Consider the following 17684-nt stretch of genomic DNA (forward strand, 5'->3'; position numbering starts at 1 on the left):
CTTCACGACGCCACCTCCGCGTTCAGTGTGTGGGTGTGGGTGTTGGGGTCCGGGATCAGGACCACCTTGCCGGTCGTCGCGCGGCCGACCAGCGCCGTGTGGGCCGCGGCCGCGTCCCGCAGCGGGAACGTGGTGACGGCCGGCACCAGCGTGCCGTTCGCGGCCTCGGCGAGCGCGCGCTCCTGGAGGCCGCGCAGCCCGCCGGGCACCCGCAGGATGCGCGGGCCGAGCGCGTGCGTGGCCGTCAGGAGCCGGTCGTGCAGGTCCTTCGACGTGAACTCGGTGGGCGTGCCGGACGACCAGCCGTAGACGACGAACTGCCCGCCGTGGCCCAGGAGTTCCAGCGCGGCCCGGCCCGCGGCACCGCCCACGCTGTCGAAGGCGACGTTCACGTCCCGGCCGCCGAGCGCCGCCCGCACCTCGTCCGCCCAGTCCGCCCGGTCGTAGTCGACGGCGACGTCCGCGCCGAGCGCCCGCACCCGCGCCACCTTGTCCGGGCCGCCCGCCGCGGCCACGACGGTCGTGCCGAGGTTCTTCGCCGCCTGCACCAGGAGCGTGCCGATGCCGCCCGCCGCCGCGGTCACCAGGACCACGTCGTCCGCCGCGGGCGCCGCCACGTCCAGGACGCCGAGCGCCATCCGGCCGGTGCCGACCATCGCGATCGCGGCTTCGTACGAAAGGGAGTCGGGCAGCGGGAACAACGCCTCCGTCTCGCGCACGGCCAGCTCGGCGTAGCCCGCGTTGACCAGACCGAGATGCGTGACGACGCGGCGGCCGAGCCACTCCTCGCCGACCCCGGCGCCGAGCCGGTCGACGACTCCGGCGACCTCGCGGCCCGGCGTGACGGGCAGATCCGGCAGCGTGAAGGGCAGTTCGTCGCCCGCGCCGCGCTGCAGGGCGGTGTCGAGGAGGTGGACTCCCGCGGCCCGTACGGAGATGCGGACCTGGCCGGGTCCCGGCTCGGGGTCGGGGAGCTCTTCGTAGCGAAGCTGCTCGGGACCGCCGAAGGTGTGGATACGGATGGCGTGCATGGGGGCGTCCTTACCTATACGTGGACTGAAACGAACGTTCTATCCAGTCGGAGTCGGTGGTGCCGACGTCCAGGACGTTAGGCGGGGCGGGAGTTCGGTCGCCTCTGTCGCGTGACTGGGGTGGGCCCGCACGTCGGTCGCACCCCAGTCGTCCGACAGAGGCGGCGGGCCGCAACCCGTTCCTAGCGTCGGCGGCATGACTCAGCGCACTCCTCGATCCACCCGCACCCCGCCACCCGAAGACGACGACGCCCCGCGCACCCGCTGGGCGCCCGTCGCCGTGATGGCCCTCGCCCTGCTGATGGTCACTCTGGAGATCAGCCTGACCGCGGTGACGCTGCCCGCCATCGGTGACGACCTGGACGTCGGTTCGTCCACCGCGCAATGGGTGCTGCTCGCCTACGCGCTGCCCACCGCCGCGCTCGCGATCCCCGCGGGACGCTGGAGCGACCGCGTGGACCTGCGTGCGCTGTTCCTTCTCGCGGTGCCCGCGATCGGCCTGACCAGTGTGCTCGCGGCCGTCGCCCCCAACCTGCCGGTGCTGCTCGCGGCCCGCGTGCTCCAGGGCGTGGCGGGGGCGCTCGTCGGGGCGCTCTATCTGCCGGTGGTGGCCGCGAGCGTGCGGCCCGAGCAGCGGGGGCGGGCCATGGGGTTCGTCGCCACGATCATGCCGATCGGCTCGATGGGCGGATCGTCGCTGGGCGGCGTGGTGGCCGACGCGTACGGCTGGCGGCCGGTGTTCCTGCTCAAGATCCCGGTGCTGCTGGTCGTGTTCTGGCTGGGGGCGCGGCTGATCCCGCGTACGAGTAAGGGCCTTGCGGCGCCCGGCCGTTCACTGGTCGGCGACGGGGTGGTGCTCGGCGTTGCGGTGACCGGGCTGCTGCTGGCCTTCGACCGGATCGACGCGGACGCGCCCGTCGCCGCCGCCCTGTTCGGGCTCGCGGCCGTCGGGGGCGGGGCGTGGTGGGCGCGGCTCGGCACGGCGCGGCCCGTGCTCGACCTGCTGCGCCGCCGCGAAGTGGGCCTGCCCGTCCTCTCCCTCTTCCTCAGCGGCACGTTCGTGGGGCTGTCCTACTTCCTGCTGCCGTTCTACGTCGCCGACGTGCTGGACGCCGGGGCGTCCCTGACCGGCGTGGCGATGGTCTTCTTCATCGGGGCGGTCGCGGTGACGGCGCCGGTCAGCGGGGCGCTCGCCGACCGGCTGCCAGCCCGCCTTGTGGGGGCGGTGGGGGCCGCGCTGTGCGGTGCCGGAGTGCTGAGCATGCTCACCCTCGGCCCCAACGCCGGGCTCTGGGACATCGGCTGGCGGCTCGCCGTGGCCGGCGTCGGGCAGGCCCTGTTCGGTACGCCCGTCAACTCCGGGATCCTCGCGGCGACGCCCCCGCATCTGGTCGGGACGACGGGCGGGGTCGGCAACACGTCGCGCACGCTGGCGTTCACGGTGGGCCCGGCGATCGCCGCTCTCGCGTACGGGATCGGGGGCGGGGGAGAGGCGGGGTTCCGCACGGGCGTCGTGGTCCTTGCGGCCCTCCAGGGCCTCAGCCTGCTGGCGCTGCTGCCCCGGGGCGGCAAGGCGACGGACCAGGGTGAACCGTAGGCCGTTACGCCACAAGCCGAGGGCTAGAGCAGGGCGAACTGGCCCTCCGGGCCCTCCTCGTGGTGGTCCAGGACGGACGCGGGCCGCCGCGCCCACCCCGGCACCGGAAGGACCCCGGCCGCCCGCAGCTCCGCGGCGGTGATCAGGCCGTCGCCGTCCCCCAGAGCGAACGGCGATTCCTCCGCGAGCAGCGCCAACACCGTGATCAGTTCCAGGAGTTCGGATGTCCACGCCTGCGGCCAGGTGGCCGGGCGGACGGCCTCCAGGGACCCCGGTTCGGGCACCGCGACGCGTCGCCCGAACCACAGCTCGAGCACCCGCACCCCGCTCACCCGGAAGTCCCAGGCCCCCGCGGGCACCGGTGAGACGACCCCGCCGTCGCCCACGAAGAGGGCCTCCTCGTCGGGGTCGTAGGCGAGTTCGCCGGGCCACGCGGGCAGCGGCGCCCGCACATAGGGCCGCCGCCCGCCCGGCAGCCGGGGCCGCTCGCCGCCCGCCCCGCGCAGGTGCAGCCACCGCAGTCGCCGCCCGGCCGCCACGCCGCGCGCCCACACGCGGCCGTCGGACGGCAGCGGCACCACACACCCCGCCGCCGAGGCCCGCGCGGCGGCAAGCACCCACGCCGGCACGTCCTCGGCGGCGACGTCGGCCCCGTACGCCTGCGCGAGATACCGCAACAGGCCCGGCGCCAGGTTGGGTTCGGCCCCGCCGGGCCGCCGGAACAGCGGGCGGATCCGGCCCGGCCGGCCCGCGGGCGAGCGGCCGTCGGGGAGCACCGCGGACGCGAGGACCGGGGGCCCCGCGCCGGCGTCGGCGACGTACCCCTGCTCGGTGAGGAAGAGCTGCCCGGCGCCGAGGACGCGCCACAGCTCGGGCCGGGCGACGTCGATGAGCCGGTGGTCGGGGATCAGCCACTGCTCGTCGAAGGGTCCGTGCAGCACGCGTACGGGCTCGGGGCACGGCCCGGCCTCGCGCGCGAGGCGGACGGTGGAGACGTCATGGCCCGGCAGCTGCGCCACGGAGGTGTGCAGCGTCCGGGACCGCGTGGGCCGCAGCAGCACCTCGCGCTCGGCCGCGTCGACGCGGACGAACGCGTTCCAGCGGGCCTTCAGGGATGCGGCGTCCGGCGCCATCGGCCACCCGCGCCCGGGCCTGAGCGGCGCGACGGACCACGGCATGAGATCCGCGAGCAGCGGCGCTTCGTCGTGCGTCACGCCCGGCATCGTACGACGGTCCCGGATCCGGTCATCAGGTCGCGTCCAGCGTGACCGTGAAGGAGAACCGGTCGCCCCGGTAGTGGATCCGCGCCACGTCGAGCGCCCGCCCCTGCTCGTCGTACGTGATCCCCGTGTAGTGCAGGATCGGGCTCAGCAGGGGCACTTGGAGGAGGCGGGCGGTCTCCGGGTCGGCGAGGCGGGCCTCGACGGTGTCGGTGATGCGGGAGATCGCGACCCCGACCACGTCCCGCAGCACCTTCGTCATCGGCCAGCGCTCCAGGTCGGCCGGGTCGACGCGGTCGGCGAGGTCGGGGCGGATGTGGTTGCGGGCGTGGTTGGTGGGCTCGCCGGTCTCGGTGTCGCTGCGCAGCCGGTGGTACGTCGCCACCCGGTCCACGTCCGGGAAGTACTCGGCGAGTTCGGCGGGCACCTGCTCCTGCCCGTGGGACAGGAGCTTGGTGTCCATGCCGGACTGCTGTGCCACGATGGCGTCCACGGAGCCGAGCAGCCGCACCGGCGAGCCGCGCTGCGCCGCCGGCTCGATGAACGTGCCGCGCCGCCGGTGCCGGGTGATCAGGCCCTCGTCCTCCAGCTCCTTGAGCGCCTGCCGCATGGTCAGCACGCTGACGCCGTAATGCCCCGCCAGCTGCTCCTCGGTGGGCAGGCGCAGCGGGGCGTCCGGCGCCCGGCCGAGTATCGAGGCGCGCAGCGACTGCGACACCTGATACCAGAGCGGCAGCTTTCGATTCAGGACGATCGAGTCCGGTGCGAAAGCGGTCACGAGGAACCCCGTACTTCCGTGAGGACGCGGACAGCGGCCGGAAGTGGTCGTACTACGGCCGGAAATGACGCTCCAGACCCTGCCACACGTCGTCGTAGGCGCGCTGCAGGTGGTCCGCCGTCGCCGCCTGCTCGGTGGCCGTGACGGGCCAGCGCGTCTCGAACATGAAGGCAAGCCCGTCGTCGATCTTCTGCGGCTTCAGCTCGGCGGCGCTCGCCCGCTCAAAGGTCTCACGGTCGGGTCCGTGCGCCGACATCATGTTGTGCAGCGAGCCGCCGCCCGGCACGAAGCCCTCCGCCTTCGCGTCGTACGCGCCCTCGATCAGGCCCATGTACTCGCTCATCACGTTCCGGTGGAAGTACGGCGGCCGGAAGGTGTCCTCGCCCACCAGCCAGCGCGGCGCGAACACGACGAAGTCGACGCCCGCGAGGCCCGGGGTGTCCGACGGCGAGGTGAGCACCGTGAAGATCGACGGGTCCGGGTGGTCGTACGAGATGGTGCCCATGACGTTGAAGCGGCGCAGGTCGTACACGTACGGGACGTGGTTGCCGTGCCAGGCGACGACGTCCAGCGGGGAGTGGTCGTAGGTCGCCGACCACAGGTTGCCGCAGAACTTGTTGACCACCTGGACCGGGCCCTCGACGTCCTCGTACGCCGCCACCGGGGCCTTGAAGTCCCGGGCGTTCGCCAGGCCGTTGGCGCCGATGGGGCCGAGGTCGGGGAGCTGGAAGGGCGCGCCGTAGTTCTCGCACACGTACCCGCGGGCGCTCGCGTCGAGCAGCTCCACGCGGAAGCGGACGCCGCGCGGGATCAGGGCGACGTGGCCGGGCTCGGCGTGCAGCAGGCCGAGTTCGGTGCGCAGGAGCAGGCCGCCGTGCTCGGGGACGACGAGCAGCTCGCCGTCGGCGTCGCTGAACACCCGGTCCTTCATGGAGGAGTTGGCGTGGTAGAGGTGCACCGCCATGCCCGTGCGCTGGGTGGCGTCGCCGTTGCCGCCGAGCGTCCACAGGCCCGCGAGCCAGTCCGTGCCGGGCGCGGGCTCCGGCAGCGGGTTCCAGCGCAGCCGGTTGGGGTCGGGGACGGTCTCGGTGAAGGGAGCCGTGCGGATCGCGCCGTTGTCGATCCGCGTGAACGCCGGGTGCGCGGCCGAGGGGCGGATGCGATACAGCCAGGAGCGGCGGTTGTGGGCGCGCGGCTCGGTGAACGCGCTGCCGCTGAGCTGCTCCGCGTACAGCCCGAGGGGGGCGCGCTGGGGCGAGTTGCGGCCGTGCGGCAGGGCGCCGGGCACGGCCTCCGAGCTGTGTTCGTTGCCGAAGCCGGTGAGGTGGCTCAGTCCCTCGGCGGTCTTGCGTGCGTCGTCCCTCGGGTGGTCCCCGCTCATGACAGCTCCCTCGGCTCCCCGGCCGGCGATCCCTGATCCCCGGCTCCTGATTCCTATGGAACACCGTAGGATTCGCGATTTCCTCGCGCAAGAGGATCGATCACATGTGGCCGGTGCTCTACTCTCCCGGGATGGCCGAACGGCGTGCCCCCCAGTCCCCGCCCGCACCCCCCGTCCTGCGCCGCGCCCCCGTCCAGCGCCGCAGCGCCGAGCGCCTCACCCGCATCCTCGACGCCTGCGCCGACCTCCTCGACGAGACGGGCTACGAGAGCCTGACCACCCGGTCCGTCGCGGAGCGCGCGGGCGTCCCCATCGGCTCCGTCTACCGCTTCTTCGGCAACAAGCGGGCCCTGGTCGGCGCGCTGGCCCAGCGCAACCTGGAGCGCTATGCCGAACGGGTCACCCGCCGGCTCGCGACGGCCGGTCCGGCCGGCTGGCGCACGGCCCTCGACGTGGTGCTCGACGAGTACCTCACGATGAAGCGCACCGCCCCCGGCTTCTCCCTGGTCGACTTCGGCACCCAGATCCCCGTCGGCGACCCCGGAGCCGCGCCCAACCACCGCGTCGCCGACCGCCTCACCGACCTGCTCTCCCCCTACCTCGGCCGCACCCCCGACCCGGCCCTGCGGCGCACGTTCCTGGTCGCCGTCGAGACCGCCGACGCGCTGTTCCGCCTGGCCTTCCGCATCGACCCGGCCGGGGACGAGGCGGTCGTCGCGGAGGTGCGGGTGCTGCTGCGGGCCTATCTGGCACGCACGCTGGACTGAGGGGTCTCCCATGGGGGTCTCTCATGGGGGCTCCCATGCAGGCCTCCCACAGGGCCTCTCATGGGGTCTCTCATACCCTCGCCAGCGTGCATACCGGTCGGTATGCTCACCCTGTCCGCGCCGCCGCTGCCGCCCTGGAGGCCCCCATGCCCCGCACCGCCCTGCGCGTCTGCCCCCTCTGCGAAGCCACCTGCGGACTCACCCTCACCGTCGAGGACGCCCGCGTGACCGGGGTGCGCGGGGACAGGGACGACGTGTTCAGCCACGGCTTCATCTGCCCCAAGGGCGCCTCCTTCGGGGCGGCCGACGCCGACCCGGACCGGCTGCGGCGACCGCTCGTACGCAAGAACGGGGCGCTGGAGGAGGCCAGTTGGGAGGAGGCGTTCGACGCCGTCGCCGCGGGCATCCGGCCGGTGGTCGAGCGGCACGGTCCGCACGCCGTGGGCGTGGTGCTCGGCAACCCGAACGTGCACACCATGGCCGGCGCCCTCTATCCGCCCCTGCTGCTCGCCGGGCTCGGCACCCGCAGCCTGTTCACCGCGAGCACCGTCGACCAGATGCCCAAGCACGTCTCCAGCGGGCTGCTCTTCGGCGACGCGCTCGCCATCCCCGTGCCGGACCTGGACCGCACGGACCACCTGCTGATGCTCGGCGCCAACCCCCTGGACTCCAACGGGAGTCTGTGCACCGCGCCCGACTTCCCCGGCAGGCTGAAGGCGCTGCGCGCCCGGGGCGGCACGCTCACCGTCGTCGACCCGCGCCGCACCCGCACCGCGAAGCTGGCCGACCGGCACGTGGCGATCCGGCCCGGCGCGGACGCGCTGCTGCTCGCGGCGATGGTTCAGGTCCTGTTCGCGGACGGCCTCGTGGTGCTGGGCGCGCTCGGCGAGCACGTGACGGGCGTCGAGCAAGTAGCGGACGCCGTACGGCACTTCACCCCGGAAGCCGTCGCCGCCGCCTGCGACGTGCCCGCCGCCACCATCCGCGAACTGGCCTGTGAACTGGCCGCGGCGCCCACCGCCGCCGTGTACGGACGCGTCGGCGCGAGCACCGTCGCGTTCGGCACGCTCACCAGCTGGCTGGTCGACGTACTGAACGTCCTGACCGGCAACCTCGACCGGCCCGGCGGCGCGATGTTCCCCCTCGCCGCCACGGACAAGGCCCCGCGGCCCGCCGGGCCGGGCAAGGGGTTCGCGCTGGGGCGCTGGCGCAGCCGGGTGAGCGGGCACCCGGAGGCGAAGGGGGAGCTGCCCATCGCGGCGCTCGCGGAGGAGATCGACACCCCGCCCCGCGACGACGACGGGGGGCTCGGCGCGAGCCCCATCCGCGCCGTCGTCGCCGTCGCCACCAACCCCGTCCTGTCCGCCCCTGACGGCGACCGCCTCGACAAGGCCCTGTCCTCCCTGGACTTCATGGTCAGCGTGGATCCGTACCTGAACGAGACCTCACGCCACGCGCACGTCGTCCTGCCGCCGCCCCCGCCCTCCCAGAGCGCCCACCACGACTTCGCCTTCAACGCCTTCGCCGTCCGCAACCAAGTCCGCTACAACCGCGCCGCCGTCCCCCTGGAGGAGGGCCGGATGGCGGAGACCGAGATCCTGGCCCGGCTGGTCCTCGCCGCCACAGAGTGGGGTCTCCCCTGCTCGAGCGAAGCCGAGAGCTTGGGGAAGCACGGCGCCGACCCGGCCGCCGTGGACGCCCTGGCGATCGACCGCACGCTCGGCAAGGCCGTCACCGAACCGCACGGGCGCGTGCACGGCCGCGACCCCAAGGAACTCGCGGCGCAGCTGACGGGGGAGGACGGCCCCGAGCGGCGCCTGGACATGATGCTGCGCCTCGGCCCGTACGGCGACGGATTCGGCGCCGACCCCGACGGACTCAGCCTCCAGCGCCTCCTCGACCACCCGCACGGCATCGACCTCGGCCCGCTCGGCCCGCGCGTCCCGCAGCTCCTCAAGACCCGCAGCGGACGCGTCGAACTGCTGCCGGAGCCGATCGCCGCGGACCTGCCGCGCCTGGCCCATTCGCTGGACGCGGCGGACCCGGCTGCGGACCCGGGCGCCGGACTCGTCCTGGTGGGCCGCCGCCATCTGCGCTCCAACAACAGCTGGATGCACAACGTCCCCGCCCTCATGGGCGGTTCCAACCGCTGCACCCTGCACGTCCACCCGGACGACGCCGCCCGGCTCGGCCTCGAAGACGGCGCCCACGCGCGCGTGAGCGCTGCCGGCGGCGAGATCGCCGTCCCCGTCGAGATCACCGACGCCGTGCGCCCGGGCGTCGTGAGCCTGCCGCACGGCTGGGGCCACGACCGGCCCGGCACCCGCCTGAGCGTGGCCGCCGCCGACCCGGGAGCGAACGTCAACCAGCTTCTGGACGGCACGCTCCTCGACCCGCTCTCCGGCACCGCCGTGCTCAACGGCTTCCCGGTGTCCCTCGCCCCCGCCGGCCCTCCGTTGACCTCGGGGCCCCTAGCACAAACCCGCTGACCTGGAGTTTTGCGCTTATTGCTCGGACGTCAACACCTTGTTAACGCTCGATAGCGGGTCCTACGGTCATCCGAACCGCCAGACCTGGTGGTAGTTCGATGGTGAACGATAGGTAGCCCCCATGCTGACAATCCTCGGATTCGTCATGATCGCCACGTTCCTGGTGCTGATCATGATGAAGAAGATGTCGCCGATCGCGGCACTGGTGCTCATCCCCGCGCTGTTCTGCGTCTTCGTAGGAAAGGGCGCCCACCTCGGGGACTACGTCCTCGACGGGATCGGCAACCTCGCCCCCACGGCCGCGATGCTCATGTTCGCCATCGTGTACTTCGGCGTCATGATCGATGTCGGCCTCTTCGACCCGATCGTCCGCGGCATCCTGCGCTTCTGCAAGGCGGACCCGATGCGGATCGTGGTCGGCACGGCGGTCCTCGCCGCGATCGTCTCGCTGGACGGCGACGGCTCCACCACCTTCATGATCACGGTCTCGGCGATGTATCCGCTGTACAAGCGGCTGAAGATGAGCCTCGTCGTGATGACGGGCGTCGCGGCCACCGCCAACGGCGTGATGAACACGCTGCCCTGGGGCGGCCCCACGGCCCGCGCGGCCACCGCGCTCAAGGTCGACGCCGCCGACATCTTCGTCCCCATGATCCCGGCGCTCGCCTGCGGACTCGTCGCCGTCTTCGTCCTGTCGTACGTCCTCGGCCTGCGCGAGCGCAGGCGGCTCGGGGTGCTGTCGCTGGACGAGGTGCTCGAGAGCGAGACGCGTACGGCGGACGAGGCGGTGCTGGTGGGCGCCGGGGGTGACAGTCGTACCAAGGGGGTCAACTTCACGAAGGGCTCGGGCGGCGCGGGAGCGGAGGCCTCCGCCGGAACGGCAGCTTCCGCCGGAACGGCCGCCGATGACGCCGATGACACCGACGACGAGGACGACGACGGCTTCCAGGGGCTCGACCCCCACCGCGCCACCCTGCGCCCCAAGCTCTACTGGTTCAACGCGGCGCTGACGGTCCTCCTCCTCACCGCCATGATCATGGAGTGGCTGCCGATCCCGGTCCTGTTCCTGCTCGGCGCGGCCCTCGCCCTCACGGTCAACTTCCCGCACATGCCCGACCAGAAGGCCCGCATCGCCGCCCACGCCGAGAACGTACTCAACGTCACCGGCATGGTGTTCGCCGCCGCCGTCTTCACCGGCGTCCTCACCGGCACCGGCATGGTCGACCACATGGCCGACTGGCTCGTCGGCACCATCCCCGACGGCATGGGCGGCCAGATGGGCCTGGTCACCGGCCTGCTGTCGATCCCCCTCACCTACTTCATGTCCAACGACGGCTTCTACTTCGGCGTGCTGCCGGTCCTCGCCGAAGCGGGCCAGGCGCACGGCGTCTCCTCCCTGGAGATCGCCCGCGCCTCCATCGCGGGCCAGGCCCTGCACATGTCGAGCCCGCTCGTGCCCGCCGTGTACGTCCTCGTGGGCATGGCCAAGGTCGAGTTCGGCGACCACACCCGGTTCACGGTGAAGTGGGCGGTTCTCACGTCGCTGGTGGTACTCGGGGCCGGAATCCTCTTCGGCATCATCTGACGCGGGGCGGGGACTGCTTGTGACGTACGGCAGGGGCTGGCTGCTGCGCCTCGTCATCGCCTTCGGCTTCGCGCAGGGGGCGGTGTCGATGGCGCGGCCCGCCGTGTCCTACCGGGCCCTGTCGCTGGGCGCCGACGAGCGCGCGATCGGCGTCATCGCGGGCGTGTACGCGCTGCTCCCCCTCTTCGCCGCCGTGCCGCTCGGCCGCCGCACCGACCACGGCCGCTGTGCGCCGCTGCTGCCCGTCGGCGTCGCGCTGATAGCGGGCGGCTGCGCACTGAGCGGCACCGCTTCCTCTCTCGCCGCGCTCGCCGCCTGGAGCGGCGTGATGGGGCTCGGCCACCTCTGCTTCGTCATCGGCGCCCAGTCCATCGTGGCCCGGCAGTCCGCGCCCGCCGAACAGGACCGGAACTTCGGCCACTTCACCATCGGCGCCTCCCTCGGCCAGCTCGTCGGCCCGCTCGCGGCCGGCGCGCTCATCGGCGGCGACACGGGCCGCACCAGCGCGCTCGCCCTCGTCGTGGCGGCCGCCGTCGCGGCCGCCGCCTGCACCTCGCTGTGGCGCATCGAGCACGTCCGTACGCCGCCCTCCCGGGGCCGCGAGCCGGCGCGGGCGGCGAAGGTGCCGGTGCTCGGCATCCTGCGCGCACGTGGCGTACCCGCCGGGATCTTCATCAGCCTCGCCGTGCTGTCCGCGACGGACATCCTCACCGCGTACCTGCCGGTCGTCGGCGAGCACCGGGGGATCGCGCCCGCGACCGTCGGGGTGCTGCTGTCCCTGCGGGCCGCTGCCACCATCGCCTGCCGCCTGGTGATGACGCCGCTGATCCGGCTGCTCGGGCGGCGGGTGCTGATCGCGGTCACGTGCGCGCTGGCCGCCGTGCTGTGTGCCGGGGTCGCGCTGCCGGTGCCGGTGTGGGGGCTCGGCGTGATGCTCGTTCTGCTCGGCTTCTGCCTCGGCGTTGGGCAGCCGTTGTCCATGACGACGGTCGTCCAGGCGGCCCCCGCGGAGGCCCGCTCCACGGCCCTCGCGCTCCGCCTCACCGGCAACCGCCTCGGGCAGGTCGCCGCGCCCGCGGGGGCGGGGCTGATCGCCGGGGTGGCGGGGGTGGCGGCGCCTTTTGTGATGCTCGGGGTTCTGTTGGTGGGTGCGGCGGGGTTGGGGCTGAGGCGCCCTGCCGGGGGCTCTCCCCAATCCCGCCCCTTCCCGAAACCAGAGGGCTGCCGCCCCCTGGACCCCCGCTGATCGCCGCTTCGCGGCTCCTCCTCAATCGCCGGACGGGCTATCCATAGCCCCTCCGGCGTTTGAGGAGCGGGGGTCTGGGGGCAGAGCCCCCAGTTTCGGGAAGGGGTGGGCTTGGGGACCGCCGGTAGGCCCCGCCCTACTTGACCCGCAGCTCGCACCGCAGACGACGGCCCGGACCCACCACACGCTCCGGACCCGTCAGGGTCACCCCCACCCGATGCCGCACGGCCGAGCTGGAAGCGGCAACCCACAGCTCCAGAGCCCCCGGCTCGACCACCCGCCGCCCATCGGGCCCGGTATAAGCCGCCAGGTCGGCGAAGAACGTGGCGTGCACCTCCGCCGACTCCCCGGCCCCGAGCGGCACCCGCGCATACCCGACGAGCCGCACCACGGGCCGCGCGACCCGCGCCACCGGATCGTGGAGGTAGAGCTGCACGACCTCCGTCCCGGACCGGGAGCCGGTGTTCGTGACCGTGACGCGCAGCGTCGCCTCACCGTCCGTGGACAGCTCCGCGGGGAACCCGGAGGCCTCCCACGCGAACGTCGTGTACGACAACCCGTGCCCGAAGGGGAACAGCGGCGTCGGGTCGAGCGTGCTGGCCTCGCCGTGGTGGCCGAGCGGGGGAGCGAGGTACGTCCAGGGCTGGCCCGCAGGATCCCGCGGCACGCTGACCGGAAGGCGTCCGGACGGGTTCACCCGCCCCGACAGCACGCCCGCGACCGCCGCACCCCCCTCCTCGCCGGGAAAGAACGCCTGCACCACCGCGGCGAGCCGGTCCGCCCACCGCCCGAGGGCATAGGGGCGGCCGGTGAGCAGGACGAGGACGACGGGGGTGCCCGAGCCGAGCAGCTGGTCGAGCAACGCCCCTTGCCCGCCCGGCAGTTCGAGGTCCGCCGCGTCGCAGCCCTCGCCCGACGTGCCGCGCCCGAACAGCCCGGACCGGTCGCCGACCACGGCCACGCACACGTCCGCGTCGGCCGGGTCCGCCACGAACGTCGCCTCCGGGAACTCCGCGCGCAGCGCCTGAAGGAGCGTGGGCACCGCGACCCCCATCGGCAACTCCGGGTGTTCGACGCCCACATGGCGCGGAAAGGTGTAGCAGCCGAGCATCGCCGCAGGGTCGTCGGCGAGCGGCCCCACCACGGCGATCCGCGCACCGGGCGCGAGGGGAAGCCCGGAGCCGCCGGGGGCCCCGTTGGCGAGCAGGACGACCGACTCCTCGGCCAACTCGCGTGCGAGCAACCGCATATGGGGCGGGTCGAGATCCACGGGGGTCGTGGCAGAGGCCGCCGCCCAGTCGGGGTCGAGCAGTCCCAGCTCGCACTTCTGGGTCAGCACGCGCAAGGCCGCCCGGTCCACCGCCTCCGCCAGGCCCACCGCGTCCTTCGGGGCGGCCCCCGCCCCGAAACACCGCACCGCCGGAAGCTCCACGTCCACGCCCGCCGCGAGAGCCAGCGCGGCCGCCCCCGCACGGGAGTCCGTGAGCCCGTGGGCCGACTCCAGGAACGACACCCCGAAGTAGTCCGACACGACGGTGCCGGTGAACCCCCAATCCTCGCGCAGGACCCCGGTGAGCAGGGCGTGGTGGGCGTGCGCCGGGAGGCCGTCGACGTCGTTGTACGCGGCCATGACGGAGCGGGCGCCCCCGTCACGTACCGCCATCTCGAAGGGAGGCAGGATGACGTCCGCCAGCTCGCGCGGGCCGAGCGACGCGGGGGCGTGGTTGCGGGCGCCGCGCGACGCCGAGTACCCCGCGAAGTGCTTGAGCGTGGCGACGATCCCCGCGGACTGCAGGCCCTGGACGTACGCCGTGCCGATGGTCGCCACCAGGTAGGGGTCCTCGCCGATCGACTCCTCCGTGCGGCCCCAGCGCGGGTCGCGTACGACGTCGAGGACCGGGGCGAGTCCCTGGTGGACGCCGACCGCCCGCATCGACGTGCCGATGGCCTCGGCCATCCTGCCCACAAGGTCGGGGTCGAAGGAGGCGCCCCAGGCGAGCGGCGTGGGGAAGATCGCCGCCTGCCAGGCGGCGAAGCCGGTGAGGCACTCCTCGTGCGCGACGGCGGGCAGCGCGAAGCGGTTCGCGGCGCGGACGCGTTCCTGGAGGGCGGCGAGGCGGGCGGCGCCCTCGGCCGGTGCCACCGGCGCCGTGCCGAAGGGGCGCGTCAACTGCCCCAGGCCGTAAGGGAGAAGCTCCGCCAGGTCGACCAGCTCCGTCACCTCGTGCTGGAGCGGCGCCACATCCTCGCCCTCCTCCTCCGCGCCGATCCAGACGCTGTACAGCTGGGCGAGCTTCTCCCGCGCGGTCATCCGGGCGAGCAGATCGGCGGCCCGCACGGACGCGGGCAGCGTGGTGTCCTGCCAGGGGTGGACCATGGAACTCCTCAAGTCAGCGGCCGCCCGCGCCCATCAGACCGTCGACGAGCTGACGGCGGGCGAAGAGGTACACGGCGAAGATGGGCACGATGGACAGGACCACGGCGGCGAGCAGCGCCGGTACGTCGACGCGGAACTCGCCGACGTAGTCGTACAGGCCGAGCGTGAACACCCGGGACTCGCGGGACTGGGTGAGGATCAGCGGGAAGAGGAAGCCGTTCCATGCCTGCAGGGCCGTGTACACGCCGGCCGTGGAGATGCCCGCGCGGGACATCGGCACGACGAGGCGCAGCAGGATGCGGGCCGGGCCCGCGCCGTCGAGGGCCATCGACTCGTACAGCTCCTCGTCGATGTCCCGCATCGAACCGGCGAGGATCAGCACGCTCACGGGCAGCGAGAACGCGGCCGTCGGCAGGATCACGGCGAGCAGCGAGTCGTACAGCTGCAACTTGGTGATCAGCAGGAAGACCGGGATGATCACCGCCTGGGCGGGGATCGCGAGGCCGAGCAGGAACAGCTGGAAGAGGCGGCTGGCCGCCCGGCCGCGGGCGCGCACCACGGTGTAGCCGACGCACACCCCGAGCACCAGGACGATCGCGACGCAGGAGACCGTCACCACCGCGGTGTTGAGGAGATAGGTGAAGAAGCTGCTGTCCAGGACGCGGCGGTAGTTGTCGAGCGTCGGGTCGGTGGGGACGGAGAGCGCGCCGCGGTCGAAGTAGGCGTCGCGCGACTGGAGGGTCGTGGCGAGCAGGACGTACAGCGGCAGCGCGATGATCACCAGCCAGATCAGCGCGGCCGCCCCGGCGGGCAGGTTGGGGCGCCCGCGCCGCCGCCGGGCCCTCTTCGGCGGCGTACCCGCGGGACGTGTCGCCGTGGTCCGTTCCAGCGTGCCGGTCACAGGCCCTCCCTGGTAGAGCGCATCGCCGCGAACCCGGTGAGCCGGACGAGGAGCAGCGAGACGCCCGTCGCGACCACGACGAGCGCCGTGGCGATCGCGCTCGCGTAGCCCATGTCGCGGGAGACGAAGCCCGTTTCGTACATCCAGTAGGGGACGATGGTGGTGTCCGTGCCCGGGCCGCCCTCCGTGAGGATCAGCACGGTGTCGAAGAACGTCAGCGCGCCGACCACCATCAGGACGGACGAGGTGACGACGGTGTTGCGCAGCTGCGGCAGCGTGATGTGGAAGAACTGCCGCACCCTGCCCGCCCCGTCGATCGCCGCCGCGTCGTAGAGGGAGCGCGGGATCTGCCGGGCACCTCCCTGGTAGAGCAGCGTGTGGAACGGGATGAACTGCCAGGCCGCCACAAAGAGGACCGCCCCGAACGCGCCGCGCGAGGAGCCGAGCACGTCGCCGTCCTCGAAGCCGATCCACGGCCCGACGTCCGCGATCAGCCCGAAGTTGGGGTCGAGAAGCGTCTTCCAGAGCAGCGCGAGCGCCACGGAGGAGGCCAGCAGGGGCAGGAAGAAGATGGCGCCCAGCACGGCGCGGTTCTTCTGGCGGCCCGCCGCCCAGACCCCGAGAAGCAGCGCGATCGGCGTCTGGACGAGCCAGGTCAGCGCGGTGAGCAGCAGGCTCAGGACCACCGCGTTCCGCATCGTGGCGTCCTCCCACAGGCGGCGCCAGTTGCCGGCGCCGCTGAAGGAGGGCAGACCGCCGAGCCCGTCCCACTCGGTGAAGGACAGATAGCCGACGAGGAGGAGCGGCCCGAGCGCGAAGCAGAGGAAGAACAGGACGCCGGGAAGGGCCCAGAGGAGCCCGGGACGCCCGGGCCCGCGAGCCGCCCGCCCGGAGCCACGGCCACCGCGGCCTTTCACTTGACTGACCGGACCGCCGGCCGGAGTCACTTCACCTCCCCCATCGCGTCGGCGAAGCCCTTCGGGCTCAGATCGCCGTTGAACAGCTTCTGCAGGTTGTTGTGGAGCGGGGCGGTGAACTTGGCGGGCAGCGCCTGGTCCCAGGAGAGCGTGAAGGCCGGGGCCCTGCTCACCATGTCGTACTGGTACGTGGCGTACTCGGGGTTCTCGTGCGCGGACAGCTGCGCCTTCGCGTCCGCCGTCGTCGGCACGTCACCGTTGGCGACGAGGTCCTTGGCGTAGCTCTCCTGGGAGGCGAACTCCAGGAACTTCACCGCCGCGTCGCGCCGTTCGCCCTTCTTCACCTGGGAGGCGTTGATGGACCAGTAGTTGGTGGGGTTGCCGACGACGTCCTTGGGATCGCCCTTGCCGCCGGGCACCGCGGGGAAGGCGGTCCAGCCGAGGCCCGACTTGGCGAAGTCCGGCTGGTTGGCCTTCTGGTTGGCGTACTCCCAGCTGCCCATCAGATGCATGGCGGCCTTGCCGCGGGCGAACAGCGTGGAGGCGCCGTCCGCCGTGTAGTTGACGGACTTGTAGTTCTTGCCGAAGGCACCGCGGCCGACCAGGGAGCGGATGGTCTCGCCCGCCTTGATCATGGCGGGGTCGCGCCAGGCGGACGCGTCGCCCTCGGCGATCTTCCGGAAGACCTCCGGGCCGCCGAACCGGTCGAGGAGATACTCCAGCCACATCAATTCGGTCCACGGATCGGCACCCGCGAGCGCGAAGGGCGTGACGCCCTCGTCCTTGAAGGTGTCGATGAGCCCGAGCAGATCGTCCCAGGAGGACGGCGGCCGGGCACCCGCCTCCTGGAAGACCTCCTTGTTGTAGAAGAGGATCACCGGCTGCATGCCGCGCATCGGGACGCCGTAGTACTTCCCGTCGACGCGCCCCGCGTCGAGGATCGACGGGATGAACGCCTTCTTCAGCGCGGAATCCTTCTCCAGGTACGGGCCGAGGTCGACCAGCATGTCCTTCGCGACGAAGTCGCTGATGGAGCCGCCGCCCCAGTTGAAGAAGATGTCGGGGGCGCCGGCGGTACCCATGGCCGTACGCATCTTGTCCTGGTAGCCCTCGCCGGGGATCTCGACGAGCTTCACCTTGACGTCCGAGTTCTCGTTGAAGCGGTCGACGACCTTGCGCTGCACGGCGGCCGACGGATCGCCGTACACCCAGGCCTCGAGCGAACCGCCACCACCACCCCCGCCGCCCTCCGGCCCCCCGGTCCCGCAGGCGGCGAGGCCGGTGGCGGCGAACGTCAGTACAGCGGTGGCAAGGGCAGTCCTTAAGCGCCGGCGCAGTCGAGTGGTAGGCATCGCATCGCACACCTTCCGGAAGAGATCCGAAAATTATCGGTAG

The 17684-nt window shown here is 72.8% G+C and carries 13 protein-coding genes; 5 read left to right on the forward strand and 8 right to left on the reverse strand.

The window, feature by feature from the left end; translation table 11 throughout:
• Positions 1-2 precede the first annotated feature (2 nt).
• Positions 3-1031, reverse strand: a complete 1029-nt coding sequence (locus AC0KTA_RS30710; RefSeq protein WP_481051457.1) for a zinc-binding dehydrogenase — start codon at positions 1029-1031, stop codon at positions 3-5.
• 196 nt (positions 1032-1227) lie between these two features.
• Between AC0KTA_RS30710 and AC0KTA_RS30715 the strand changes: the two genes are divergently transcribed.
• Positions 1228-2628 carry an MFS transporter gene (locus tag AC0KTA_RS30715; RefSeq protein WP_481051458.1) on the forward strand — a complete coding sequence of 467 codons (1401 nt, stop codon included), beginning with the start codon at positions 1228-1230 and terminating at the stop codon, positions 2626-2628.
• 23 nt (positions 2629-2651) lie between these two features.
• Here the strand turns inward: AC0KTA_RS30715 and AC0KTA_RS30720 are convergent, their stop codons facing one another.
• From AC0KTA_RS30720 to hmgA, 3 genes are read right to left on the reverse strand one after another with little or no spacing between them, the layout of a single operon-like run.
• A complete protein-coding gene (locus AC0KTA_RS30720; RefSeq protein WP_481051459.1) occupies positions 2652-3851 on the reverse strand; it encodes a type ISP restriction/modification enzyme in 1200 nt (399 codons plus the stop codon).
• A gap of 25 nt (positions 3852-3876) precedes the next feature.
• A complete protein-coding gene (locus AC0KTA_RS30725) occupies positions 3877-4626 on the reverse strand; it encodes a GntR family transcriptional regulator (RefSeq protein ID WP_481051460.1) in 750 nt (249 codons plus the stop codon).
• 52 nt (positions 4627-4678) lie between these two features.
• Entirely contained in the window at positions 4679-6007 is a 1329-nt protein-coding gene (hmgA, locus tag AC0KTA_RS30730; RefSeq protein ID WP_481051461.1) for a homogentisate 1,2-dioxygenase, read from the reverse strand.
• 131 nt (positions 6008-6138) lie between these two features.
• Here hmgA and AC0KTA_RS30735 point away from each other — a divergent pair, with 131 nt between their 5' ends.
• The 4 genes from AC0KTA_RS30735 (at position 6139) to AC0KTA_RS30750 (ending at position 12094) form a co-directional block, all read left to right on the forward strand.
• A complete protein-coding gene (locus AC0KTA_RS30735) occupies positions 6139-6774 on the forward strand; it encodes a TetR/AcrR family transcriptional regulator (protein ID WP_481051462.1) in 636 nt (211 codons plus the stop codon).
• A 146-nt stretch (positions 6775-6920) separates the two neighbouring features.
• Entirely contained in the window at positions 6921-9263 is a 2343-nt protein-coding gene (locus tag AC0KTA_RS30740) for a molybdopterin oxidoreductase family protein (RefSeq protein WP_481051463.1), read from the forward strand.
• A 121-nt stretch (positions 9264-9384) separates the two neighbouring features.
• On the forward strand, positions 9385-10848 hold the full coding sequence (locus tag AC0KTA_RS30745) for a CitMHS family transporter (protein ID WP_481051464.1): 1464 nt from the start codon (positions 9385-9387) through the stop codon (positions 10846-10848).
• 19 nt (positions 10849-10867) lie between these two features.
• On the forward strand, positions 10868-12094 hold the full coding sequence (locus AC0KTA_RS30750; protein ID WP_481051465.1) for an MFS transporter: 1227 nt from the start codon (positions 10868-10870) through the stop codon (positions 12092-12094).
• A 136-nt stretch (positions 12095-12230) separates the two neighbouring features.
• Here the strand turns inward: AC0KTA_RS30750 and AC0KTA_RS30755 are convergent, their stop codons facing one another.
• From AC0KTA_RS30755 to AC0KTA_RS30770, 4 genes are read right to left on the reverse strand one after another with little or no spacing between them, the layout of a single operon-like run.
• Positions 12231-14471: a beta-xylosidase/alpha-l-arabinosidase gene (locus tag AC0KTA_RS30755; protein WP_481051466.1), complete on the reverse strand. Its 2241-nt coding sequence runs from the start codon at positions 14469-14471 to the stop codon at positions 12231-12233.
• A gap of 13 nt (positions 14472-14484) precedes the next feature.
• Positions 14485-15372 (reverse strand): carbohydrate ABC transporter permease, encoded by an 888-nt coding sequence (locus tag AC0KTA_RS30760; protein ID WP_481051467.1) that lies wholly within the window; start codon positions 15370-15372, stop codon positions 14485-14487.
• Positions 15369-16289, reverse strand: coding sequence for a carbohydrate ABC transporter permease (locus AC0KTA_RS30765; RefSeq protein ID WP_481051468.1), 921 nt, complete (start codon positions 16287-16289; stop codon positions 15369-15371). Before AC0KTA_RS30765 ends, AC0KTA_RS30760 begins: the two co-directional genes overlap by 4 nt.
• 26 nt (positions 16290-16315) lie before the next feature.
• The gene (locus AC0KTA_RS30770; protein ID WP_481051469.1) at positions 16316-17641 is read right to left on the reverse strand and encodes an extracellular solute-binding protein; all 1326 of its coding nucleotides are present in this window, start codon (positions 17639-17641) and stop codon (positions 16316-16318) included.
• Between the last annotated feature and the right edge of the window lie 43 nt (positions 17642-17684).

The organism is Streptomyces sp. Y309, from assembly GCF_056712025.1.